Genomic DNA, 21,791 nt, shown 5'->3' with positions numbered 1-21,791 from the left:
GCGAGGAAGGCGCGCTGTGGGGCTAGATACGGCAAGGGGCATTCTTCGCGGTTTTCAGCGAACGGTCGGCAGGACCAGCAGAACCAACGCTATCACCGCAGAAGCTGCATGTATTCGCTCATGGCCGTCGGAGCGATCCTGACCAAATTCCCGAAATTTGGATTTGACTCGATTGGCACGTAAAGCGGGCGCTGCCCCTGCTGCTCGAAACGAAGCATTTTGCCACCGTGCAACACATACGAAATCGTCGTCTGTTTACGGTCAAGTGATTCGACATATTGTGCGCCGATGTAGCAACCGGTCTCGACGAAGGCACTATCGGTGGCAATCATTTTTATACGCAGGCGCGACAACGGACCGGTCAAAGAGATCGTCGCGATGGTCGCAAGCGCCGCTATCCCACAGACGATCAAAATTGGTTTGACGGTCGGATCAGCTCTAATGGCCTTCAAATCCCATCGGAAGCCGTCGGGTGCCATCAGTCCGTTGATGCAGACGATCGCAATCCAAATGGCGACAAAAACGGCGATGAAGCCAAAGACCTTGAGGTAGGCGATGAACGCCAATTGCAGGCACGTCGGTGTTGACAATGAACCGTCGAGCAGTAGATCAGGCATGCTGCCAATGATGGCCAGAGCCTACGTCGATCCTGGTCACGATCCCACCTCCCAAGTCATGCCCCGGCCGAATACTTGCGCACCTGTCGAGCGCACGCAAGCCGGCTCCCAAGGGGAGTGCTTGACGATTTCAGCGAACAGGAACAGTGTGCCAGGCGGAGCGTGACAACTCCCGCTGATTGGCCTTGCCGGGCCATTGGCACCCAGAGCGTAGGCAGGGCGACCCTTGCCGGATCAAACCGCCTACGAAAAGTGACCGTGCCGATTAGCCGTCGGCGCGACCGGCACACTATGCCGGGAGAGCGGCGGCTATACAATACCCGCAAGGGAAAGGCCGTCGCGCATGGTCTCTGGCCATGTTGTCACCCTCCCGGCGCCAGTGCTGCCCGCTGGCAGCCCGGCCGTGACAAGCCGGTAAATCCAGAGACGAAAACCATGACCTACATCGCAATAGGGCTGCTGCTTGCCGCAGCGGGCCTTCGTACGCGCCTCGGACGCGCAACCCTCGCCTTGTGGCTCCTAAAGGCCTCCAACGCCCTGCACGCCGCTGGCGCCCGCGCAATCGACAATCTGGAGGCCGACCTCAATGGATGACCTTCATCTCACCAAGAAAGCCGAGCGCTACATCGCCGGTGTCACTGTGTCCGAACACAGTGAGGATTTCACTGGAATATCTTCCAGTGAGGCCACCACTGCGGAAATCCGCAGTGACGCCATGCTCACCCTGCAGGTAGACCGCACAAGCCGCCGATCGCTCGCCGGTTCGATCGAGGCGCTGATTGACATGCTCGACGATCTGTCGCCGGACCCCGACCTTGAGGACGGCGCCGACGATGAGCCAAGTCTGGGCTGGACGGCGCGCGGTCCACAGGCAAGCAGCAACATGTTCCTCGACGGCCGCGGCAGCGCCTATGATGACCGCGAAGCCGATGACAGTGACTATGAGCCAAACGGTGACGAGAAGGACACCTCTTGGGCCGTCGGGGGCGGCAAGGGTGCCCACTGGTCAGAGGATGCCGAAGACGGCGGGGACCATGAGCATAACCTGGGCTGGCGGGAGGCTGGGTCGCTAACGGGCGATCTGGCCTGTTTCGGCAGCGCGGAAGAAGACGAGCCGTCCCTCGGCTGGACAAACCACATCGATCAGCGCTTGAGCATGATCGAGACGGAAAACGATTGGCACGTCATGGATGGCGAGGAAGACCCCGACGACGAGGACGAGCGAGAGGACGATAGCTACAGCGGCCTCTGAAAATCCAACCGAGTTGGAATATGGCCCGGCTGCTCAGCGGCCGGGCTTTTTTGTCGGGGTAGGGCAGAGGTTATGGCACGGCCCGAATATTCCACCTAAAGCATTGATTTTATTGACATTGTGGCGGAGGGAGTGGGATTCGAACCCACGGTGAACTTGCGCCCACGCCGGTTTTCAAGACCGGTGCCTTAAACCGCTCGGCCATCCCTCCATCGTGATTTTCCACGAGGCGCCGTCTCGTTGGCCGCGAGGGCCATGTCGGTAGGACTGCGAGCCATGCTCTAGTGCCTCGCGCAAAGACCTGTCAATCGCCAGGGCTCAATCAGGCGCGTGGAAGCCGTGAATCGCGCCGCCGGGGACCGCGCTCCTATCCATCGACCGGGAGTTGGATTGACAATTCGGTGAAAGGTCGGCCAATTTCGCTTCGCTAATATTTCAAGCAGGGGGAAATCGTGAAGAAGAGCTACGAGAAGCCGATTCTGACGAAGCGTGAGATCCTGTCGCGCGCAACGGCCCAGCAGGTTTCGTCGGTAACACCGCCCCCACCGCCTCCGGCATAGGGACTTCCAGCCGCTTCTTACCTGAGTCCGGTAGGGCCGATTATCCTTCTGGCGGTGCTTGATGTCGCCGGAAAAAAGGCGTTGTAACCCGGCGCGGCTAGCCTGAAGCACGCATGCTCTGTACCTTTGCCGCAATGTCGCCCTGTTGCTGCCATAATCGGTTAACATCGTGATAAGCAATTACTGTGCACAAAGGGATTGGGGATCAAGGTGTTGCTGGCATCGGCGGACGCTTGGCTCCGTCGGGTGGCAGCACGGTAGGGGACAATCGAAAACATGCAGACTCCGGCGCGCCCGCGTCTTCGTCGCGCTTCTGCTTTCGCCCTGAGCGCCCTTTCGGGCCTGCTTCTGGCTGCCTGCGCCTCACAACCCGAGCCGAAGGGGATGGTCTACAAGAGAGCCCATCCCAAGGAATATTTCGCCGAATCCGAATATGGCGTGAAGGCAAGCCCGCGCGTCCAGTTCATGCGCCGTGGCGGCGGCCGCGACCAGCTCGGCAAGCCCTATCAGGTTCGCGGCAAGTGGTATTATCCGAAGGAAGATAAGAAGGGCTTCACCAAGGTCGGCCTGGCCTCCTGGTATGGCGATGCCTTTCATGGGCGGTTGACCGCCAATGGCGAAGTCTATGACACGGCGCAACTGACCGCGGCGCATCCGACGATGCCGCTGCCGAGCTACGCCCGCGTCACCAATCTGGATACCGGCAGTTCCGTGATCGTTCGCGTCAACGACCGCGGTCCCTATCATGAAGGCCGCATCATCGACGTCTCCGAACGCGCGGCGCAGATGCTCGACTATGACAAGGTCGGCACCGCCAGGGTCAAAGTCGAATATGTCGGCAGGGCGCCGCTCGACGGTAATGACGATCAGTATCTGGTGGCGTCCTACCGGCCCGGCAACAACCGACCGGATCCGTCGGACGGTTTGCCGACTGGCGTGATGGTGGCCATGAATGGCCCGTCGCCGAGCTTGTCGGTCGGCGCGCCGCCGGCCGCGGTGCCGTTCCCTGGACAGTTGACCAATTCAGGGCAGGCCTTTGCCGCGCAACCGGGCTTGTCGGATGAAGCCACCGTTCAGCCGGCAGCGTTCTCTACGCAGGGCGGCAGCGATGTCGTGCTGCCCGATTTCGGGCCGATCGTGCCGGAACGTCCGGATCTCGGCCTTCCGCCGAACTCGCCCTTCGCCATGGCTTCGTTGTCCTATGCGGATGAGCGGCTGAAGCGCGCCGATGTCTTTGCCGCGCTCGATGCCGGCGGCATGTCGCCGGCCGATATCCTGCAATCGTGGAAGAAATCGAACCGCCAGGAACAGACGCCTGGGTACGACTACGTCGCCGCCGGTTCCTTCGACGAAGCCGCCGAGGCCAAGCGTGTGGCCGCGGCGCTCGAGCCGTTCGGCCGGACCGAGATCCAGCGCACGGAGCTCGACGGCAATGACTGGTACGCGGTCAATGTCTATCCGGATGGGCATGGCAGCATCGACGACCTGCTCCAGGCAGCCTGGTCGCATGGCGCGCCGGACGCGCTGGTTGTGCGTAACTGATCAAATTCGCACCGCACGTTGATCCGGCCGAAAAAACCCTGCTAGCTTGGCCGCGGGGTAGTCTTTGCGCAATTCCGGGCGACTCTCCGGTTTTGCTCAGATTGGGTCGACATTTCATGCAGTTGCGCACTCTTTCGCTTTTCGCCAGGCTTCTGGGATTGGTGCTGGTGCTGCTTTGCGCCGCCCCGGCGAGCGCGCAATTGTTCGAGACCAAGGCGACGCAGGCGTTCATGATCGATGCCGACACCGGCACGGTGCTCTTCGCCAAGGACCCCGACAAGCCGATCCCGCCGGCCTCGATGGCCAAGCTGATGACGATGGAGGTGGTCTTCAACGCCATCAAGTCGAAGCGGATCACGCTCGACGACACCTTCGTCGTCAGCGAAAACGCCTGGCGCACCGGCGGCGCGCCGTCCGGGACCTCGACCATGTTCGCCAAGCTCAAATCCGCGGTCCGCGTCGAGGACCTTATCCAGGGCGTCACCGTGCAGGCCGCCAATGATGGCTGCATCGTGCTTGCCGAGGGTATGGCCGGCTCGGAAGCGAATTTCGCGGCGCAGATGACCGATCGCGCCCGCCAGCTCGGCCTGTCGAAATCGACCTTCGTCAATTCGACCGGCCTGCCGGCCGACGGCCAGCAGACGACGGTGCGCGAGCTGACGATGCTGGCGCTGCATCTGTGGCGCGACTATCCCGAGTTCTTCCACTATTACGGCCAGCCGGATTTCACCTGGAATAAGATCGCGCAGAGGAACCGCAATCCGCTGATCGCCATGGGCATCGAGGCCGACGGCTTTGTCGCCGGCGCCAGCGAGCAGGCGGGCTTCGGCCTAGTCGGCACCGTCAGTCACAACGGCATTCGCGTGATCGCCGCGCTCACTGGACTGGCGAACGACCGCGAACGCTCCGAGGAGGCGCGCAAGCTGCTCGACTGGGGCTCGCGGTCCTTCCAGAAGACCGAGATCTTCGCCAAGGACGAAGTGGTCGGCGAAGCGCAGGTCTTTGGCGGCGTCAAATCCGGCCTGGCCTTGAAAGCCAAAGGCCCCGTGGACATCTTTCTGCCTATAGCCAACCGCGACAAGCTGACCGCCAGGATCGTCTATCAAGGTCCAGTGTCGGCGCCGGTCGAGGAAGGGCAACCGGTCGGTGAGCTGCGCGTTTGGATAGGCGATACGCTCAGCCAGCAGACACCGCTCTATGCCGCCGAGTCGGTGAAGGTGGGCACGCTGCCGCAGCGTGCGCTGGATGCCGTCAAGGAACTCGCTGTCGGCTGGCTGCGTCAGAAACATTTGTGATCGGGCAAGTTCGTGGACCTTTTATCGGACGGGAGCTATGACAGCGGCCAGCACGGGCAAAGGCAGTCTCGATTGGCGAGCGGATTTTTCATCACCTTCGAGGGCGGCGAAGGAGCAGGCAAGTCGACGCAGATCGAGCGGCTGGCGCGGCGCATGCGCGCCAAGAAATACGAGGTTCTGGTCACCCGCGAGCCGGGTGGATCGCCTGGCGCCGAGGCGGTAAGGCACGTGCTTCTGTCCGGCGCGGCCGAGCCGTTCGGCCCGAAGATGGAGGCAATCCTGTTCGCCGCTGCCCGGTCCGACCATGTCGAGCAGGTCATTCGGCCGGCGGTCGAGCGCGGCTCGATCGTGCTGTGCGACCGTTTCATCGATTCCTCGCGCGTCTACCAGGGCGTCACGGGCGGCATCGACGCCGATTTCATGAAGGCGCTGGAGGCGGTCGCCATCAACGGCATGATGCCGGACATGACGCTGATCTTCGACATCGATCCCGTTGAGGGCTTGAAGCGGGCGACGGCACGCCGCGGCGCGGGCGACGCCGCCGACCGCTTCGAGAAGGAGACCTTGGCCATCCACCGGCGTCGGCGCGAGGCTTTCCTGGCCATCGCCGAGGCGGAGCCGGAGCGCTGTGTCGTCATCGACGCTTCCGCCGATCCCGACACGGTGGAGAATGTCGTCACCGCCGCTGTCTTCGCGGCGCTGGAAGCGCGGATGCCGGCGCAAAGGATCGAGACGGCGCCGGCATGATCTTCGAACGCATCGCCCCAGAGCAGCATGACACGCTGGACGGCGTGCCCGAGCCGGCCGAAACGCCGCGGCTGATCGGCCACGCGACGGCGGCGGGGATGCTCGCTGGCGCCTACCGCGCGGGCAAGCTGCCGCATGCGCTGATTTTTTCCGGACCGCTCGGCATCGGCAAGGCGACGCTTGCGTTCCACATGGCGCACCATCTTCTAAAAAACCCGGATTTCAGGACGGCGCCCGGCACGCTTGCCGTTCCCGATCCGGCTTCCTCGCTGTTTCGCCAGATCGCCACCGGGGCGCATCCGGGCGTGCTGCATCTGACGCGCCCGGCCAACGACAAGACCAAGAGCTTCAAGACGGTGCTGACCGTGGACGAAATCCGCAGGGTCAGCCGCTTCCTGACGATGACCTCGCATGACGGCAGCTACCGCGTCGTCATCGTCGATCCAGCCGACGACATGAACACCAACGCCGCCAACGCCTTGCTCAAGAATCTCGAGGAGCCGCCGGCGCGAACCTTGTTCATCCTGATCGTGCACGCGCCGGGCAGCCTGTTGCCGACGATCCGCTCGCGTTGCCAGATGGTGCGGCTGGCGCCCTTGGCCGCCGACGAGCTGATGGCGGTACTGGAAAACGTCGAGCCACCGCCGCCGGACGATCCGGCCGCGCGCGCGGCACTTGCCGAACGGGCAGGGGGCAGCGCCCGTAACGCCATCCTGCTCACCCAATATGGCGGGCTGGAGATCGCCGGCGCGCTGGACACGCTGGTGGCGGCCGGAAAGCCCGACATTGCCGGCGCGCACCGCCTTGCCGAGGCCGTGGCGGGACGCGACCAGGCGATCCAGTTCGACATCTTCAACCGCCGCGCGCTCGATCTGCTTTCGGACGCCGCCAGCGAAGCGGCGCTGTCCGGCGACCTTGCCAGGGCCAAAACGCTGTCCGAGACTTGGCAGGATGCGCTGAACACGATATCTGAGGCCGAGACCTACAATCTCGACAAGAAGCAGCACGCCCTGACCATGATCGACCGCCTGAATTCTGCGATGCGAATGTGACGCCCGTTCGATGCATGCCGTTGGCCCACTTTCGGGCGGCATGCATTGGCCTCGGGATGGCAATCGACGTTCCGATGCGATATCCACCGCCACAACTCACATTCAGATATTCATGACGGTTCATTCATGTCACGCGACACATTCTACATCACGACCGCGATCTCCTACCCGAACGGCAAGCCGCATATCGGCCATGCCTACGAACTGATCGCCACCGACGCGCTTGCCCGCTTCCAGCGGCTCGACGGCAAGGACGTGTTCTTCCTGACCGGCACCGACGAGCACGGCATCAAGATGCTGCAGACGGCGCGCAAGGAAGGCATCGCGGCGCGCGAGCTCGCCGACCGCAACTCGGCCGAGTTCCGGCGCATGGCGACCGCGCTCAACGCTTCCAACAATGATTTCATCCGCACCACCGAGGAGCGGCATTATGTGTCCTCCCAGGCGATCTGGAAGGCGATGGCCGCCAATGGCGACATCTACAAGGGCGGCTATGCCGGCTGGTATTCGGTGCGCGACGAAGCCTATTACGGCGAGGAGGAGACCGAGCTCCGCGCCGACAATGTGCGCTACGGACCGCAGGGAACGCCTGTCGAATGGGTCGAGGAGGAGAGCTATTTCTTCCGCCTTTCGACCTATCAGGACAAGCTCCTCGCGCTTTACGAGAGCCAGCCCGATTTCATCGGTCCGGCCGAGCGTCGCAACGAGGTGATGAGCTTCGTCAAATCGGGGCTGAAGGACCTGTCGATCTCGCGCACCACCTTCGACTGGGGCGTGCCGGTGCCGGGCGACGAGAAGCATGTGATGTATGTGTGGATCGACGCCTTGACCAACTACATCACCGGCATAGGCTATCCCAATGAAAAGGATGAGAAATGGCGGTTTTGGCCAGCTGACGCTCACATCATCGGCAAGGACATCGTCCGCTTCCATACCGTGTATTGGCCGGCCTTCCTGATGTCGGCGGGAATCCCGCTGCCGAAGCGCGTCTTCGCACACGGCTTTCTGTTCAACCGTGGCGAGAAGATGTCGAAGTCGGTCGGCAACGTCATCGATCCCTTTACGATGGTGGACCACTACGGCGTCGACCAGGTGCGCTATTTCTTCCTGCGCGAGGTGCCGTTCGGCCAGGACGGCAACTACAGCCATGAGGCGATCGTCAACCGCACCAACGCCGACCTCGCCAACGGGCTCGGCAATCTGGCGCAGCGGTCGCTGTCGATGATCGCCAAGAATTGCGGCGGCGCGGTGCCGAGGCGCGACGAGCTGGCGGAGGCCGATACGGCGATCCTCGACCAGGCGATCGAAGCGCTGGCCGTTTCGCGCCGGGCGATGGCGGAGCAGGGCATCCATCTGGCGCTGGCGGCGATCTTCGGCGTGGTAGCGGAAGCGGACCGCTATTTCGCCTCCCAGGAGCCATGGGCGCTGAAGAAGACCAATCCGGAGCGGATGGAAACGGTCTTGTGGACAACGGCCGAACTGGTGCGACGCGTGGCGCTCCTTTGCCAGCCCTTCATTCCGGGATCGGCGGCCAAGCTGCTCGACCTGCTGGCGGTACCTGTGGACAGGCGTGCTTTCGAGCACGTCCATGCCGACCACTCGCTGGTGCCCGGCACCGCATTGCCGGCGCCGGAGGGCGTGTTCCCGCGTTATGTCGAGCAGGGCGCCTGATGCTGGTCGACAGCCATTGCCATCTCGACTTTCCGGACTTCGCCGAGGAGCGGGCGGCTATCGTCGCCCGCGCGCTCGCCGCCGGAGTAGGCCGTATGGTCACGATCTCGACGCGCGTGAAGCGCTTTCAGCAGATCCTTGAAATCGCTGAAAGTTTCGACGAGGTCTATTGCTCGGTCGGCACCCATCCGCATCAAGCGGCGGAAGAACTTGATGTGACCGCCGACGAGCTGGTGCGGCTCGCCGAGCATCCAAAGGTGGTGGCGATCGGCGAAGCCGGGCTGGATTACTACTATGACAAGGCGCCGCGCGATGCGCAGGCGCAAGGTTTTCGCACCCATATCGCCGCGGCACGCAGGACCGGCCTGCCGTTGGTCATCCATGCGCGAAATGCCGACGACGACATGGCGTCGATCCTCGAGGACGAGACAGGGAAGGGCGCCTTCCCTTTCATCCTGCATTGTTTTTCGTCCGGGCGCAGGCTGGCCGAAGTCGGCGTGGCGCTGGGCGGCTACGTTTCTTTCTCCGGCATCCTGACCTTCAAGAATTCCCCCGAGTTGCGCGCCATCGCGGCCGATGTTCCGCGCGACCGGCTGCTGGTCGAGACCGACGCGCCCTACCTTGCGCCGATCCCGCATCGTGGAAAACGCAACGAACCGGCCTATGTGGCGAACACGGCGAAGGTGCTAGCCGAGACCATCGGCGTCAGCGAGGCTGAAATCGCCGATATCACCACCAGCAACTTCTTCAGGCTGTTCACCAAGATGCCGCGTCCGGACGTGGCGCCGACATGAGCGACCGGCTGCGCCTCACCATCCTTGGCTGCGGGTCGTCGCCAGGCACGCCGCGCATCACCGGCGATTGGGGCAATTGCGACCCCGCGAATCCGAAGAACCGGCGCATGCGCACGGCAGCCCTGGTCGAGCGCATTGCCACCAACGGCGCGCGCACCACGGTCGTCATCGACACCGGGCCGGATTTCCGCGAGCAGATGCTGATGGCTTCGGTCCGGCGCATCGATGCCGTCGTCTATACCCATCCGCATGCCGACCACATCCACGGCATCGACGATCTACGCGGCTACGTGCACGACCAGCGCCACAGGATCGACATCCATGCCGACGAGCCGACGATGCGCCGGATGCGCGAGGCGTTCGGCTACTGCTTCGAGACGCCACCCGGCAGCTCTTATCCGCCGATCGTCAAGCCCCACATCATCGACCATGCCAGTCCGGTGATGATCGAAGGCGAGGGGGGCGCCCTCACCCTTGAGCCGCTGCCGCAGTTTCATGGCGACATCATCTCGCTCGGCTTCCGTATCGGCGGGCTTGCCTACTGCCCTGATATCAGCGGCTTTCCGGACGCCACCGCCGAGCGCCTGCGCGGCCTCTACATGCTGGTGATCGACGCGCTGCAATACAACACGCATCCTAGCCACTTGTCGCTCGGCCAAGCATTGGGCTGGATCGAGAAACTGGCACCAACGAAAGCCGTGCTGACACATATGCACGTGCCGCTGGACTACGCCGTGGTCATGGCTGAGACGCCGGAGCACGTGGCGCCGGCCTATGACGGCATGGTGATCGAAATCCCTTACGAGTCAGAGCGATAGCGGCAACTGCTCAGTTGGTGTCGCAGCCGGTCATTCGTCCGTTTGGCTGGTAGCCCGAATTCGCAAAGTGGCACACGCAGCCAGTCCACAGAGTTTGTCGCCAATGGCGAAAGCCGCGGCAATTCTAGGTCGGCGCCTAACACCTAAGTTCCATAATCTATCTTATGCGACTTACGGATATGACAGCCGATAGCCGCTCCGGAACTAATCGCCTGAATAGGCCATGAAGGCGTCGCCCTTGTTCGAGACACACGGCCACTCATCTACATTCGCGTGCTAAACCACTAACGTTGGCCGACCAGCCGATCCGGCGACTTCATCCCGAGAGGCCGCCGAGGAACCCCGCCCGCGACGAGAACTTCGGCAGTGTCATCGCCGTCACTGCAGATCCGACAGCTCATCATCGAGGATCAGCGCCTGCCGGGCCGTCGCGTCGAGTGCGCAACTGACCATGATATTGCTCTGGCGATCGGTGTTGACGGTTTCGGCGGAGCCTTCCGCCGCGCACCGCGCATCCCGGTATGCGATCCAGGCGCGCTGCATCTTGCGGTAGCCTTCCCGCGTCTTGGGCGCGGCCTTGGCCATCAGCGCCGCATAGGTCGTGTTGAGACGATCCTCCCACACGTTGACCTCGCGGTTCGCGCAATCGATCAGTCCCAGTTGCGACTGGCCGTCGTCGCTCTCAAAAGAGCACAGTTCGGTCACGTAGTTGATGCACGAGGCAGGTTCGTGTCCGGCGAGCTTGATGGCATTGTCGATATGGATAGCCGGCGTCGGCGTATCGTTCACGCCAGGGACGTTGCCTGGGAAATCGCCGACATATTTCAGGCATTCGGCAAGTGCTGCCTTGTCCGAGGCGCGTAATTTCTCCCCGGCCGTTGCCGGCGACAAGGCGGCAAGGAGCAAAGCACAAACCGCCAGTATCAGAACGCTTTTCATCGCTGTAGCCCCATTGTGTTGCGCGAGATGCGAATTGTCGCAAAACTCCGGGCTGAAGCAACTACCCTGCCCCAAGCTGCCGTCGCGCCGCGGCGCAACAATGAAAGCATCCGGACAATGATCGCCACGCCTTCCTTTCTCGGCTTTCCCGATCGCTTCTCCGACGGGCACGTGCCGCGAGCCGTGATCTTCGGAGCGGGTCATGGAAGCACCTATCGTGGCCAGGACAGCAGCGGCCATGCCGAGGCCGCCAACGCCATCCGCATCGCCAGCCGGGACGATGCCCCGCTGGTCGAGCACTGGGATTTCGATCTCGGTGGCCCATTGTTCAATGACGGGCCGGGCTGCTGCACCGACGCCGGCGACATCTTGACCATCATGCACGACAATGCCGGCAACCGGGCCCGGATCGAGGCAAAGACGCGCGAAGTCCTGTCCCTGCCGGCCGTGCCGATCATGCTTGGCGGTGACGATTCCGTCGTCATTCCGTTCCTTGCCGGCTTTGCCGACCGTGGACCCATCTGGATCCTGCAGATCGACGCCCACATCGACTGGCGCGACGAAGTTCATGGCGAGCGCCATGGTTATTCGAGCCCAATGCGGCGGGCTAGCGAGATGCCGCATGTGGCAGGGATGGTGCAAGTCGGCCTGCGCAGCGTCGGCAGCGCACGCCACGCCGAAATCGAAGCGGCGCGGCGCTATGGCAGCCGCTTCGTGACGGCGCGCGAGGTTCACGCTCAAGGCGTGGAGGTCGCTCTGCGGCATATTCCCGAAGGCGCGCAGGTCGTCGTCACCCTCGACTGCGACGGCCTCGATCCTGGCATCATGCCGGGCGTGGCGGCGCGCACGCCCGGCGGCCTGTCCTACACCCAGGCGATTGACCTCATTGCCGGCCTTGGCAGACGGGCACGGATTGTCGGGTTCGACCTTGTCGAGCTTTATCCTCCTGCGGACATTGACGGCCTGTCGGCACTCACCGCCGCACGGCTTGTTGTCAACGCGATAGGCGCCGTAGTCCGGCAAATGTAGAAGCTCGGCAACCGTCTATTTTCCGGTCATCAGGAGCTTCGCTCGCGCCACTTATATTAGCGATTACTGTTTGTGAGCCGCCTCCAATGCATCATGCTGATTTATAGCTAGTGCGGCTAATTCATCACACTTTATTTTCAAATATTCGTCTATGTTCAGGCGCCGATGGGATTTGGGTGGATCGGAGGAATTCAGTGAAGAGACTTATTGCAATTGCCGCGCTGGCTGGGCTCAGCGCGACCGCTGCTTCGGCCGCGGATCTGGCTGGCCCGATTGCCGGCTCGGCCTATGACTGGAGCGGCTTCTATGCCGGCGCGCAGATCGGCGTCGCCAACGGTGACATAACGGCCACCGACGTCACGCAACCGAATGGCGGTTTCTTTACCGATGCGGTTCCCGCCGGAACCGAGGGGTTCCATTTCCGCGATACGAATATCGCCGGCGGCGTGCATGTCGGCGCCCAGTATCAGTGGAACCAATTCGTGCTGGGCGGCGAAGCCTCGTGGACTGCGACGGGAATAAGGAAGACGATCGTCAGTCCCTATTTCCCGGACAGCGATACCGAGACCGGTCGAATCCAGCATTATGCAACAGTGATCGGCCGGATCGGCTATGCCTTCGACCGCGTCCTGATCTACGCCAAGGGCGGCTATGCCGGCGGCGAGGTCGGCTTCAAGGCGCGCGACAATGACGCTCTCGTCACTTACGAGCAGAACGACTGGCACAACGGCTACGCCATCGGCGCAGGCATCGACTATGCCCTCACCGACAAGCTGAGCCTCGGCGTCGACTACACGCACATCGATCTCGGCTCCAAGACCAGCACCGGACCCAACGTGTTCGACAACGGTTCCCTCGGAAACAATCCGGAGACGTACAAGGTCAAGGCCAGGGCCGACGTCGTCATGGCGAGGTTGAGCTACAAGTTCGGCAACTGACCGATCGATAGTCCCGAATTGGATTGGCCCGGCCCCGCGCCGGGCTTTCCTTTTTGCGGTCCCTTCAGCGGTCACGGGTGCTGGAAAAACCCGTCGAGAAATGCGGCCGCCACGTCCGAGATGCCGACGATCTTGTTCGTCGCCTGGCGGTAGAATTTGAAATTGAGCTCGCTCTCGGGCCGGCCGTCGTTCCAATCCTTGAAGCGCTTGAGCTCATCGCGGCCCAACCGCCTCTTCGCCAAGGCGGTGCGGCGAATGGAAACGCTGACGCGCGGCGTCTGCCGTTCGAGATCGGGATGTCTGGGGACGGCCTCCGAGGAAGTCACGACGCCGCGTGCGACAAGCCCCTGCCCGCCTTCGTTCTCACTGGCGAACAGGAAGACGGCATCGCCTTGGGCAATGCGCTTGCCGCCATACATGGTTTTCTGGGCGGCGAAGACGAATGTCTCCGCCCGCGGGTCCTCGATCTCGGCCTTGATGACGTATGCCATGCTCTACGGTTCCCGGCTGAGGCCGACCCGGTAGCTCAGAACGCGCCGGCCGCCCGGCTCGATCAGCATGGCACCAGGCTTGTCGGCGAACTCGCCGTCGAAATCGATGGGACTGGCGATGCCGTGCCAGGGCTCGATGCACAGGAAAGGCGCGCCGCCGGGCTTGGACCAGATGCCGAGCTCGTTGAATCCCTGCCACGACATCTCGATCGCCGGGCCGCGGCCGGCGGTGTAGCGCACGCTGGTGCTGGCCGGCCTGTCGAGGATGACGGCGTCGTCGACGAACAATTTTTCGGAAAGGGGCAGCGTCTTTCCCTCAATGGGCGTCGTTTGGGGGTCCGGCAGCAGCAGACCGTCCTTCAGGCGGCGGACCGGCGCAGGTTCATCGTCGGCGAAGGTCAGCCGATAGGCTTCCTTGGGCAGTTCCGGCAGCAGCGGCCAATTGAACGCCGGATGCGCACCGATCGAGGCCGGCAGCGGCTCGTCGCCGGTATTGGTGATCTCGAAGGTCACGCCGAGCTGCCGGGGTTTCAGGTCGTAGCCAATGGCCAGGCGAAAGGCAAAGGGGTAGCGCGCCCTGGTCTCGGCGTCATCCGATAGGACCAATGTGCAGGAGGTAGGCCCCTGCTCCGCCCAGGCAAAGCGCCGGTCGCGCGCAAAGCCATGCTGCGTCATCGGATAGGTTTGGCCGCGATGGCGCAGCTGATCGCCCTTGAGTCGGCCGACGATCGGGAACAGGACCGGCGAATGGCGGCGCCAGGCCGGCCCCGCCTGCCACAGAAGCTCGGTGCCGTCGCCATCGCGTAGCGAGACCAGTTCAGCCCCCTGCCGGACGATGGTCGCCGAGATCCCGTCAGCGTGAAGCGTCACCTGTTCCATTGCATCCTCGCGGCTGGCTGATCTGGCCGGCAGGCTAGCAAAAGGCCGCGCGTGAACTCAAGCGCGGCAGGCATGCGGCACCTCACACGGCGGTGCACGGCGATAGGACAAAAAATGGCCGGAGGTTTCCCTCCGGCCAGCCGAGGTCAGCAATGCTGCCTGCTACGGTCCAGCTATTCGCGCTCGCCGGTGAAATTTAGCAGCAGCTGGAAGATGTTGATGAAGTTCAGATAGAGCGAGAAGGCGCCGAAGACGGCGAGCTTCTGCAGCGATTCCGCGTCGAAATTCTCTGCATACTGCTCCTTGATCGTCTGCGTGTCCCAGGCAGTGAGGCCGACGAAGACGGCAATACCGATCACCGAAATGGCGAATTGCAGCGCGGTCGAGCCGAGGAACAGGTTGACCAGGCTCGCGATCACCACACCGATCAGGCCCATGATCAGGAAGGACGAGAACTGCGTCAGGTCGCGCCTGGTCGTGTAGCCGTAGAGGCTGGTGGCGCCGAACATTGTGGCGGCGATGAAGAAGGTGCGCGCGATGCTGGTCGAGGTGAAGACCAGGAACACCGAGGCGAGCGACAGGCCCATGACGGCGCAGAAGGCCCAGAACATCGCCTGTGCGCTCGCCGCCGACATGGTCTGCATCTTGAACGAGAAGATCATGACGAAGGCGAGCGGCGCCAGCATCACCACCCATTTCAGCGGGCTGGAGAAGATCGGCACGTAGAGCGCCGGCGTCGAGGCCACGAAGAAGGCGACGAGGCCGGTGACGACGAGACCGAGGCCCATATAGTTGTAGACGCGCAGCATGTGCTTGCGCAGGCCCTCGTCATAGACGGCTCCGGCCTGGACGCCGGTGCCCATTCGGTATCCCAGATTGGGGCTGTTCATTTGGTTCTCCTTGGTTCTCTGCAAAGCGTCGGTTTTCAGTAGAGAGTTCTGGCGAGTTTCTCGGCGGCACGGTCGAGGCTGCCAGCGTCGCCGCGCCCGACCACCGCATAGGCAACCTCACCGATCTGGAAATAGGCGGTCGAGATGTCGTCGGCGGGCGCGACCGTCGGCTTCACCACGTCGAACGTGCCGGGTCTGATGGCGAACAGCGAGACGAGGCCCAGGTCCCTGGTCTCGACCGCCACCTCGACGCTCGGCCCGAATTGCGAGGGGTAGACCTGGACGTCGCGGATCTTCCAGTCCTCGGGCAGCGACGGCATGACGATTGCGGTGGCGGCGCGGATCTCGTCGGCATCGTAACCCGGCGCCTCTTTCTGCGACGGCATCGTCTCGCGCATCAAGGTCGTCCGATGCGCTCTCACCGCATCCTCGACGTAGGCCGGCGGCTGCGTCGAGGCGACCACCTTAGTCACCGCGATCGGTCCGAAAATGCCGTTGGCCAGCCAGCCCGCCGCGACCAGCACGGCCGCGGCCGCGGCGCGCTGCAGCACGGCAAGCACACGCCCCCTCGCTAGCGCCCGCTCCAGCCGTCGCGCCGCTTCTGTCGTGGCCGGACGTGCCATGCCGACGGGTCCGGCAAGCGCGACGCGAAGTTCGTCGCGCGTCCTCAGGTCCGACATCACGCGCGCCGCCGCTTCCGGGCGCGCGGCGAGATGCGCCTCGACTTCGATGCGGCGGGCGACATCCAGCTGGTCGTCTACATAGGCGTCGAGATCGGCATCGGTTACGGGGTCGACAATGGCGGTCATTGATCGTCTCCCACGATCCTGAGATGCGGCCTGGCTTTCTGTGGCCCGCTCTCCTCCATCTCGCGCAGCGCGGCACGCGCGCGGCCGATGCGCGACATCAGCGTTCCGAGCGGCACGCCGATGACCTCGGCCGCCTGCTGATAGGAAAGCCCTTCGATGGCGACGAGATGCAGCGCGGAGCGCTGTTCCCCGGGGAGCGAAAGAAACGCCTCCCTGACCTGCGACAGGCGCACCGAATGGTCCTGCGACGCCGGCACGCTTCGGTCGGCGACGAGACCGGCCTGTTCGATGCGCGCCGCCTCGGAGCGTCGCGAGCGCATGCGGTCGATGAAGATGTTGTGCACGATCGCCAAGAGCCAGGCGCGCAGATTGCCGCCCGAGCGAAAGGTCGCACGCCGCTCATAGGCGCGCACCAGCGCGTCATGGACGAGATCCTCGGCATCGGCGCCGTCGCGCGTCAGCGAGCGCGCGTAGCGCCGCAGCGACCCCAACTGTCCGACAATATCGAAGCGTGCCATCGACCGTTTCATGCCCTGTTTACGGAGCATGTAGGGAATTTAATCCCCTGCCCGGCGTTTCTTTTCGTGTCGCCGTCTGTGAGGAAACCGCTGGCGCGGCGGGGGCGATTTGCGTATCACTCCGCCGCCATTGGAGTCCTTTTCGATGTTCGAGACCCTGCAGCCCGCGCCCGCCGACAAGATCCTTGCCCTGATCGGCCTCTATCGCAACGATCCACGTCCGGGCAAAGTCGACCTCGGTGTCGGTGTCTACAAGGACATCGACGGCAAGACGCCGGTGATGCGCGCCGTGCGCGAGGCCGAGAAGCGGCTGCTGGCGAGCCAGGACACCAAGACCTATCTCGGCCTTGCCGGCGACACCGGCTTCAACGCCGCCATGATCAAGCTCGCCTTCGGCGACAAGGCCGACCATTCGCGCATCCGCGCGGCACAGGCGCCGGGCGGCTCCGGCGCGCTCAGGCTGGTGGCAGAGCTTCTGCAGCGCACGCGCACCGGCGCGACGGTCTGGCTTTCCGATCCGACATGGCCGAACCATCCGCCCGTGATGCGCGCCGCCGGTCTGCAGGTTCGCGACTATCCCTATTTCGATGCCGCTTCCGGTGCCGTCCGCTTCGACGAGATGCTGGCGGCGCTCAAGACGGGCAACAGCGGCGACGTCGTGCTCCTGCATGGCTGCTGCCACAACCCCACCGGCGCCAATCTCGATCTCGATCAGTGGGCCAAGGTCGCCGACGTTCTCCTGGAGCGCGGCCTGCTGCCTTTCGTCGATATCGCTTATCAAGGCTTCGGCGAGGGCCTGGACGCCGATGCCGCCGGCTTGCGGCTGCTGGCCGAGCGGGTGCCGGAAATGGTGGTCGCCTCGAGCTGCTCGAAGAACTTCGCCGTTTATCGCGATCGCGTAGGTGCTGCGATGATCCTGGCCAAAGACGGCGCCCAGGCCGATGTGGCGATGAGCCAGATGCTGGCGGCCGCGCGGGCGCTCTATTCGATGCCGCCGGATCATGGCGCAGCGGCCGTGCGCATGGTGCTTGAAGACGCCGGTCTGAGGAAAGACTGGGAGACGGAGCTCGAGGAGATGCGGCTGCGCATGCTGAGACTCCGCGTCGCCTTCGCAGAGGCGCTGCGCCGGCAGTCCAACTCCGACCGCTTCGATTTCGTCGCCAGCCATCGCGGCATGTTTTCCAGGCTTGGGCTGACCGAGGCACAGGTCGAACGCCTGCGCACCGAGCACGCCGTCTATATGGTCGGCGACAGCCGCATCAACGTCGCCGGCCTGCCGGAAGACGGCATGGACGATCTCGCCAAGGCGATCGTCTCGGTGCTCGACTGAAGGCCAGCGCAACTGTGGACAAGTCGCGCCGGCGCGCGGTCCGAATTGGTCGGCTCGCGGCTCGCAAGGTAGGCTTATCCGTATGAAGCCATCCAAAGACATTTCCCGGCTTATCGAGATCATGGCCGCGCTCAGGGCGCCGAAGACGGGCTGCCCCTGGGATATCGAGCAGAATTTCTCGACCATCGCGCCCTATACGATCGAAGAGGCCTATGAGGTGGCCGATGCGATCGCGCGCGGCGACTTCGACGATCTTCGCGAGGAACTGGGCGACCTCTTGCTACAGGTCGTCTATCACGCGCAGATGGCCGAGGAGATCGGCGAGTTCGCTTTCGGCGATGTCGTCGAGGCCATCACCACCAAGATGATCCGCCGCCACCCTCATGTCTTCGGCGACGAGAAGGCGCGCAGCGCCGGAATGGCCAAGGGCATGTGGGAGAAGATCAAGGCCGCCGAAAAAGCCGAGAAGCGCGACGCCCGCATCGCGCGCGGGCTCGATCCGGAAGATCACGGCAAGGGTTTTCTCGACAGCGTGCCGGTGGCGCTCCCTGCCCTGACACGCGCGCTCAAGCTGCAGGAGAAAGCAGCGCGCGTCGGCTTCGACTGGAGCGAGGCAGCCCCCATCCTGGACAAGATCGAGGAGGAAATCGGCGAATTACGCGAAGCGCTTGCCACCGGCGACGCCGCTCCGATCAAGGACGAGTTCGGCGACATGCTGTTTGCCGTCGTCAATCTCGGCCGCCACCTCAAGCTCGATTCGGAAGCGGCGCTCAGCGGCACCAATGAAAAGTTCCGTTCGCGCTTCCACTATGTCGAGCAAGCCCTGGCGGCTTCGGGCGGTTCCCTGGAGAAGGCCACGCTCGACGAGATGGAAGCGCTCTGGCAGCAGGCCAAAAGCGCCAAGTAATCAGCCGGTTAGCTGCCGTTCTTGCGATGCAGGCGGCTCTCGATCTCCTGCCGGGCGCTGTGCGTGGCCGTAAGCGAGAGAGTGACGCTGCCATCTTCATTGTCGGTGCGCGAAACGACATCGCCGTTGCGGTAGAGCCAGTCGACCTGGCCGAGCTGGGCCGGGCTCAACGTCACCGTCATCGTTTCCAGCTCGCCCGACACCCGTGTCTCCATGAGCGCTTTCAGCGTGTCCAGTCCCTCGCCGGTCACCGCCGAAATGGCGATCGGCGGCGACTTGCCGCTCGCGCCCTCCGCAAGCAGCCGCTCGCGATTGCCCTCGTCGAGCAGATCGATCTTGTTCCAGACCTCGATCACGCGGTTCGTGTCGGCGGCGTCGACGCCGAGATCGGCAAGGATGCGTTCGACATCCTCAGCCTGGGCCGCCGTGTCCGGATCGGAGATGTCGCGCAGATGCAGCACCAGATCGGCTTCGACGACCTCTTCCAGTGTCGCCCGAAAAGCGGCCACCAGATGAGTCGGCAGGTCGGAGATGAAGCCGACCGTATCCGACAGGATGATCGGCGTGCCGTGCGGTAGCCGCACGCGCCGCAGCGTCGGGTCGAGCGTCGCGAACAGCATGTCCTCGGCCAGCACCCCTGCCCCGGTCAGTCGGTTGAACAGCGTTGACTTGCCGGCATTGGTGTAGCCGACGATCGCCACCACCGGAAAAGGCACCTTCTTGCGCTTGGCGCGGTGCAGGTCGCGCGTGCGCCGCACCGTTTCCAGCTCGTGCTTCAGCTTGGTGATCTTGTCCTGCAGGATGCGGCGGTCGGATTCGATCTGGGTTTCGCCGGGGCCGCCGAGGAAGCCGGCGCCGCCGCGCTGCCGCTCGAGGTGGGTCCAACTGCGCACCAGCCGGCCCTTCTGGTAGTTGAGATGCGCAAGCTCGACCTGCAGCGTGCCTTCCTTGGTGCGCGCCCGCTCGCCGAAGATTTCGAGAATGAGCCCGGTGCGGTCGAGCACCTTGGCGTTCAGTTCCTTTTCGAGATTGCGCTGCTGAACCGGCGTCAGCGGATGGTCGACAATGACCAGCTCCGCCTTGCGTTCTTTCACGATGTCGGCGAACTCGGCCACCTTGCCGCTGCCGAGCAGCGTTGCCGGCCGCGGGTCGGCGACCGTCACCACCGCGGTGTAGACCGGATCGAGGTCGATGGCGCTGGCAAGCCCGACCGCCTCGTCATGGCGGGCATCCGCCGAGCGGGTCAGACGCGGACGGCTGGTTTCCTCGTCGCCGCGTGGCTGGCGGGTAAGCACCGGCACAATGACGACAGCCCGGGTCGGATCCTTGGCTTCCGGCCCGAGTTGATGTCCTTGTTTTCCGCGAACGCTGCGGTCCGCGTCCTTATCACGTGCCAATCAGGCGCCCTGGCTTTCCTCGCCATCGAACATCTGAACCGGCTGGCTCGGCATGATCGTGGAAATGGCGTGCTTGTAGACGAGCTGGGAGTGCCCGTCACGCCGCAACAACACACAAAAATTGTCGAACGAAGTGACGACGCCGGTCAGCTTCACGCCGTTGATGAGGAAGATGGTAAGTGGATTTTTGCTCTTGCGAACTGAATTCAGGAACAGGTCCTGAAGGTTTTGCGATCGTTCCGCCATTTTTCTTGTCTTTCGCCGATCCCCTTCGGTTTGCGGCCAGTGCGCCAAATTACGCGGCACCTGTCAAGCGCACAAACCCCCTCTTGCCGATACAAAGGCAAGCAGAACGAGATAGTTGAGGTTCATTCCAGTTGTGCGGTATCAGGCTGGACTTTTTTCCGCAACGTCAAAAAAGGCCTGCCGCAACGAAAGTGTCATAGAGCCGGGATGGCCATTTGCGATCGGCGCGCCGTCGATTTCGATCACCGGCATGGCGATTGTGGTCGCCGAACTGATGAACGCTTCCCTGGCTGCCTTGGCCTCAGTGATCGAAAAACCGCGCTCCTCGATCTTGAGGCCGAGCTTGGCGGCGACATCGAAAAGCGTTGTGCGGGTGATGCCGCGCAGGATGCCGTGCTCGGCCGGCCGGGTCACCAGGACGCCGTCCCGGGTTACGATCCAGGCGTTCGACGAGCCGCCTTCCTTGACGTTGCCATCGGCGTCGACGAACCAGGCTTCCTGGGCGCCGGCTTCCTTGGCCTTCTGCTTGGCGAGCACATTGGGCAACAGGCCCGTGCTCTTGATGTCGACGCGGTCCCAGCGATTCTCAGGCACGGTGATGACCTTGATGCCGGTCTCCACCCGTTTCGCCGCCGCGGCCGGATCGGCCTTTCTGGCGGTTATGACCAGGGAAGATTTCGTCCCCGCCGGCGGAAAAACGAACTCGCGGCTGGCGACGCCGCGTGTCACCTGCACATAGACAAGGCCGTTCACCACGCCGTTGCGATTGACCACCTCGCGCAGCAGCATCGGCAACACGCCTTCCGATACCGGCCAGGCGATCGACAGTTCCTTCAGCGAGCGCTTAAGCCGGGCCAGGTGGCGCGGCACGTCGACGATATGGCCGCGCGCCACCTCGCAGACCTCATAGACGCCGTCGGCGAACTGATAGCCGCGGTCCTCGATGTGGACGCTGGCTTGGGCATGGACGACATAGCGCCCGTTGACATAGGCAATGCGCGGCATGGGCATCCTCAGGGAAAAAACGTCCGGCTTTCTTAGGCGATTCCGCCGTTGCCGTACCAGACAAT

23 protein-coding genes and 1 tRNA gene are annotated in these 21,791 nt (G+C 63.5%); 13 read left to right on the top strand and 11 right to left on the bottom strand.

Annotated elements, in window-relative coordinates; all coding sequences use genetic code 11:
* Positions 1 to 92: 92 nt before the first annotated feature.
* Positions 93 to 617, bottom strand: a complete 525-nt coding sequence (locus EN862_RS22455) for a hypothetical protein (protein WP_127868035.1) — start codon at positions 615 to 617, stop codon at positions 93 to 95.
* Between the two features lie 435 nt (positions 618 to 1,052).
* Between EN862_RS22455 and EN862_RS36290 the strand changes: the two genes are divergently transcribed.
* Positions 1,053 to 1,211 (top strand): hypothetical protein, encoded by a 159-nt coding sequence (locus EN862_RS36290; protein WP_189401293.1) that lies wholly within the window; start codon positions 1,053 to 1,055, stop codon positions 1,209 to 1,211.
* Entirely contained in the window at positions 1,204 to 1,869 is a 666-nt protein-coding gene (locus EN862_RS22450) for a hypothetical protein (protein ID WP_127868034.1), read from the top strand. Before EN862_RS36290 ends, EN862_RS22450 begins: the two co-directional genes overlap by 8 nt.
* Before the next feature lie 121 nt (positions 1,870 to 1,990).
* On the opposite strand, the gene EN862_RS22445 is transcribed toward EN862_RS22450, so the two are convergent.
* A tRNA-Ser gene (locus tag EN862_RS22445) sits at positions 1,991 to 2,080 on the bottom strand.
* 625 nt (positions 2,081 to 2,705) lie between these two features.
* On the opposite strand from EN862_RS22445, the gene EN862_RS22440 reads away from it, so the two are divergent.
* From EN862_RS22440 to EN862_RS22410, 7 genes are all read left to right on the top strand, one after another.
* Entirely contained in the window at positions 2,706 to 3,971 is a 1,266-nt protein-coding gene (locus EN862_RS22440; protein ID WP_127868033.1) for a septal ring lytic transglycosylase RlpA family protein, read from the top strand.
* A gap of 116 nt (positions 3,972 to 4,087) precedes the next feature.
* The gene (locus tag EN862_RS22435) at positions 4,088 to 5,266 is read left to right on the top strand and encodes a D-alanyl-D-alanine carboxypeptidase family protein (RefSeq protein ID WP_127868032.1); all 1,179 of its coding nucleotides are present in this window, start codon (positions 4,088 to 4,090) and stop codon (positions 5,264 to 5,266) included.
* 72 nt (positions 5,267 to 5,338) lie between these two features.
* Entirely contained in the window at positions 5,339 to 6,013 is a 675-nt protein-coding gene (gene tmk, locus EN862_RS22430; protein WP_127868031.1) for a dTMP kinase, read from the top strand.
* Positions 6,010 to 7,065: a DNA polymerase III subunit delta' gene (locus EN862_RS22425; protein ID WP_127868030.1), complete on the top strand. Its 1,056-nt coding sequence runs from the start codon at positions 6,010 to 6,012 to the stop codon at positions 7,063 to 7,065. The genes tmk and EN862_RS22425 overlap by 4 nt, the downstream gene beginning before the upstream one ends.
* Before the next feature lie 126 nt (positions 7,066 to 7,191).
* Positions 7,192 to 8,736 carry a methionine--tRNA ligase gene (gene metG, locus EN862_RS22420; protein ID WP_127868029.1) on the top strand — a complete coding sequence of 515 codons (1,545 nt, stop codon included), beginning with the start codon at positions 7,192 to 7,194 and terminating at the stop codon, positions 8,734 to 8,736.
* Positions 8,736 to 9,530, top strand: coding sequence for a TatD family hydrolase (locus tag EN862_RS22415; RefSeq protein ID WP_127868028.1), 795 nt, complete (start codon positions 8,736 to 8,738; stop codon positions 9,528 to 9,530). The genes metG and EN862_RS22415 overlap by 1 nt, the downstream gene beginning before the upstream one ends.
* Positions 9,527 to 10,348 carry an MBL fold metallo-hydrolase gene (locus tag EN862_RS22410; protein WP_127868027.1) on the top strand — a complete coding sequence of 274 codons (822 nt, stop codon included), beginning with the start codon at positions 9,527 to 9,529 and terminating at the stop codon, positions 10,346 to 10,348. Before EN862_RS22415 ends, EN862_RS22410 begins: the two co-directional genes overlap by 4 nt.
* 378 nt (positions 10,349 to 10,726) lie before the next feature.
* Here the strand turns inward: EN862_RS22410 and EN862_RS22405 are convergent, their stop codons facing one another.
* Complete coding sequence (locus EN862_RS22405; RefSeq protein ID WP_189401290.1) at positions 10,727 to 11,287, bottom strand: lysozyme inhibitor LprI family protein; 561 nt, start codon at positions 11,285 to 11,287, stop codon at positions 10,727 to 10,729.
* Between the two features lie 117 nt (positions 11,288 to 11,404).
* Here EN862_RS22405 and EN862_RS22400 point away from each other — a divergent pair, with 117 nt between their 5' ends.
* Both EN862_RS22400 and EN862_RS22395 read left to right on the top strand, forming a co-directional pair.
* On the top strand, positions 11,405 to 12,316 hold the full coding sequence (locus EN862_RS22400) for an agmatinase (protein WP_127868025.1): 912 nt from the start codon (positions 11,405 to 11,407) through the stop codon (positions 12,314 to 12,316).
* A gap of 194 nt (positions 12,317 to 12,510) precedes the next feature.
* The gene (locus EN862_RS22395) at positions 12,511 to 13,254 is read left to right on the top strand and encodes an outer membrane beta-barrel protein (protein WP_127868024.1); all 744 of its coding nucleotides are present in this window, start codon (positions 12,511 to 12,513) and stop codon (positions 13,252 to 13,254) included.
* A gap of 71 nt (positions 13,255 to 13,325) precedes the next feature.
* Here EN862_RS22395 and EN862_RS22390 read toward each other — a convergent pair whose 3' ends face one another.
* The 5 genes from EN862_RS22390 to EN862_RS22370 form a co-directional block, all read right to left on the bottom strand.
* A complete protein-coding gene (locus EN862_RS22390; protein ID WP_127868023.1) occupies positions 13,326 to 13,745 on the bottom strand; it encodes a hypothetical protein in 420 nt (139 codons plus the stop codon).
* 3 nt (positions 13,746 to 13,748) lie between these two features.
* Positions 13,749 to 14,624: an aldose 1-epimerase family protein gene (locus EN862_RS22385; protein WP_127868022.1), complete on the bottom strand. Its 876-nt coding sequence runs from the start codon at positions 14,622 to 14,624 to the stop codon at positions 13,749 to 13,751.
* A 173-nt stretch (positions 14,625 to 14,797) separates the two neighbouring features.
* Positions 14,798 to 15,514, bottom strand: a complete 717-nt coding sequence (locus EN862_RS22380) for a Bax inhibitor-1/YccA family protein (protein ID WP_127868021.1) — start codon at positions 15,512 to 15,514, stop codon at positions 14,798 to 14,800.
* 35 nt (positions 15,515 to 15,549) lie between these two features.
* Positions 15,550 to 16,323, bottom strand: a complete 774-nt coding sequence (locus EN862_RS22375) for an anti-sigma factor (RefSeq protein ID WP_127868020.1) — start codon at positions 16,321 to 16,323, stop codon at positions 15,550 to 15,552.
* Complete coding sequence (locus EN862_RS22370) at positions 16,320 to 16,841, bottom strand: sigma-70 family RNA polymerase sigma factor (protein ID WP_245519667.1); 522 nt, start codon at positions 16,839 to 16,841, stop codon at positions 16,320 to 16,322. Before EN862_RS22370 ends, EN862_RS22375 begins: the two co-directional genes overlap by 4 nt.
* 145 nt (positions 16,842 to 16,986) lie before the next feature.
* Here EN862_RS22370 and EN862_RS22365 point away from each other — a divergent pair, with 145 nt between their 5' ends.
* Both EN862_RS22365 and mazG read left to right on the top strand, forming a co-directional pair.
* On the top strand, positions 16,987 to 18,171 hold the full coding sequence (locus tag EN862_RS22365; RefSeq protein WP_127868018.1) for an amino acid aminotransferase: 1,185 nt from the start codon (positions 16,987 to 16,989) through the stop codon (positions 18,169 to 18,171).
* A gap of 82 nt (positions 18,172 to 18,253) precedes the next feature.
* Positions 18,254 to 19,078, top strand: a complete 825-nt coding sequence (gene mazG, locus EN862_RS22360) for a nucleoside triphosphate pyrophosphohydrolase (RefSeq protein WP_127868017.1) — start codon at positions 18,254 to 18,256, stop codon at positions 19,076 to 19,078.
* Positions 19,079 to 19,086: 8 nt separating this feature from the next.
* On the opposite strand, the gene hflX is transcribed toward mazG, so the two are convergent.
* The 3 genes from hflX to EN862_RS22345 form a co-directional block, all read right to left on the bottom strand.
* Positions 19,087 to 20,475 carry a GTPase HflX gene (gene hflX, locus EN862_RS22355; protein ID WP_127868016.1) on the bottom strand — a complete coding sequence of 463 codons (1,389 nt, stop codon included), beginning with the start codon at positions 20,473 to 20,475 and terminating at the stop codon, positions 19,087 to 19,089.
* Entirely contained in the window at positions 20,476 to 20,721 is a 246-nt protein-coding gene (gene hfq / locus EN862_RS22350; RefSeq protein WP_006202172.1) for an RNA chaperone Hfq, read from the bottom strand.
* Positions 20,722 to 20,862: 141 nt separating this feature from the next.
* Positions 20,863 to 21,726 carry a D-amino-acid transaminase gene (locus EN862_RS22345; RefSeq protein ID WP_127868015.1) on the bottom strand — a complete coding sequence of 288 codons (864 nt, stop codon included), beginning with the start codon at positions 21,724 to 21,726 and terminating at the stop codon, positions 20,863 to 20,865.
* Between the last annotated feature and the right edge of the window lie 65 nt (positions 21,727 to 21,791).

The organism is Mesorhizobium sp. M2E.F.Ca.ET.219.01.1.1 (assembly GCF_004016445.2).
Classification (GTDB): Bacteria; Pseudomonadota; Alphaproteobacteria; order Rhizobiales; family Rhizobiaceae; genus Mesorhizobium.
Note: the sequence above shows the minus strand (reverse complement) of the source record. Positions and strands in the feature narration are given on the sequence as shown.

Excerpts from the sequence above, each read along its gene's own strand:
- EN862_RS22455 (WP_127868035.1), bottom strand. The coding sequence starts at position 617 with ATGCCTGATCTACTGCTCGACGGTTCATTGTCAACACCGACGTGCCTG.
- EN862_RS36290 (WP_189401293.1), top strand. The coding sequence starts at position 1,053 with ATGACCTACATCGCAATAGGGCTGCTGCTTGCCGCAGCGGGCCTTCGT.
- EN862_RS22450 (WP_127868034.1), top strand. The coding sequence starts at position 1,204 with ATGGATGACCTTCATCTCACCAAGAAAGCCGAGCGCTACATCGCCGGT.
- EN862_RS22440 (WP_127868033.1), top strand. The coding sequence starts at position 2,706 with ATGCAGACTCCGGCGCGCCCGCGTCTTCGTCGCGCTTCTGCTTTCGCC.
- EN862_RS22435 (WP_127868032.1), top strand. The coding sequence starts at position 4,088 with ATGCAGTTGCGCACTCTTTCGCTTTTCGCCAGGCTTCTGGGATTGGTG.
- EN862_RS22425 (WP_127868030.1), top strand. The coding sequence starts at position 6,010 with ATGATCTTCGAACGCATCGCCCCAGAGCAGCATGACACGCTGGACGGC.
- metG (WP_127868029.1), top strand. The coding sequence starts at position 7,192 with ATGTCACGCGACACATTCTACATCACGACCGCGATCTCCTACCCGAAC.
- EN862_RS22415 (WP_127868028.1), top strand. The coding sequence starts at position 8,736 with ATGCTGGTCGACAGCCATTGCCATCTCGACTTTCCGGACTTCGCCGAG.
- EN862_RS22410 (WP_127868027.1), top strand. The coding sequence starts at position 9,527 with ATGAGCGACCGGCTGCGCCTCACCATCCTTGGCTGCGGGTCGTCGCCA.
- EN862_RS22405 (WP_189401290.1), bottom strand. The coding sequence starts at position 11,287 with ATGAAAAGCGTTCTGATACTGGCGGTTTGTGCTTTGCTCCTTGCCGCC.
- EN862_RS22400 (WP_127868025.1), top strand. The coding sequence starts at position 11,405 with ATGATCGCCACGCCTTCCTTTCTCGGCTTTCCCGATCGCTTCTCCGAC.
- EN862_RS22390 (WP_127868023.1), bottom strand. The coding sequence starts at position 13,745 with ATGGCATACGTCATCAAGGCCGAGATCGAGGACCCGCGGGCGGAGACA.
- EN862_RS22385 (WP_127868022.1), bottom strand. The coding sequence starts at position 14,624 with ATGGAACAGGTGACGCTTCACGCTGACGGGATCTCGGCGACCATCGTC.
- EN862_RS22380 (WP_127868021.1), bottom strand. The coding sequence starts at position 15,514 with ATGAACAGCCCCAATCTGGGATACCGAATGGGCACCGGCGTCCAGGCC.
- EN862_RS22375 (WP_127868020.1), bottom strand. The coding sequence starts at position 16,323 with ATGACCGCCATTGTCGACCCCGTAACCGATGCCGATCTCGACGCCTAT.
- EN862_RS22370 (WP_245519667.1), bottom strand. The coding sequence starts at position 16,841 with ATGGCACGCTTCGATATTGTCGGACAGTTGGGGTCGCTGCGGCGCTAC.
- EN862_RS22365 (WP_127868018.1), top strand. The coding sequence starts at position 16,987 with ATGTTCGAGACCCTGCAGCCCGCGCCCGCCGACAAGATCCTTGCCCTG.
- mazG (WP_127868017.1), top strand. The coding sequence starts at position 18,254 with ATGAAGCCATCCAAAGACATTTCCCGGCTTATCGAGATCATGGCCGCG.
- hfq (WP_006202172.1), bottom strand. The coding sequence starts at position 20,721 with ATGGCGGAACGATCGCAAAACCTTCAGGACCTGTTCCTGAATTCAGTT.
- EN862_RS22345 (WP_127868015.1), bottom strand. The coding sequence starts at position 21,726 with ATGCCGCGCATTGCCTATGTCAACGGGCGCTATGTCGTCCATGCCCAA.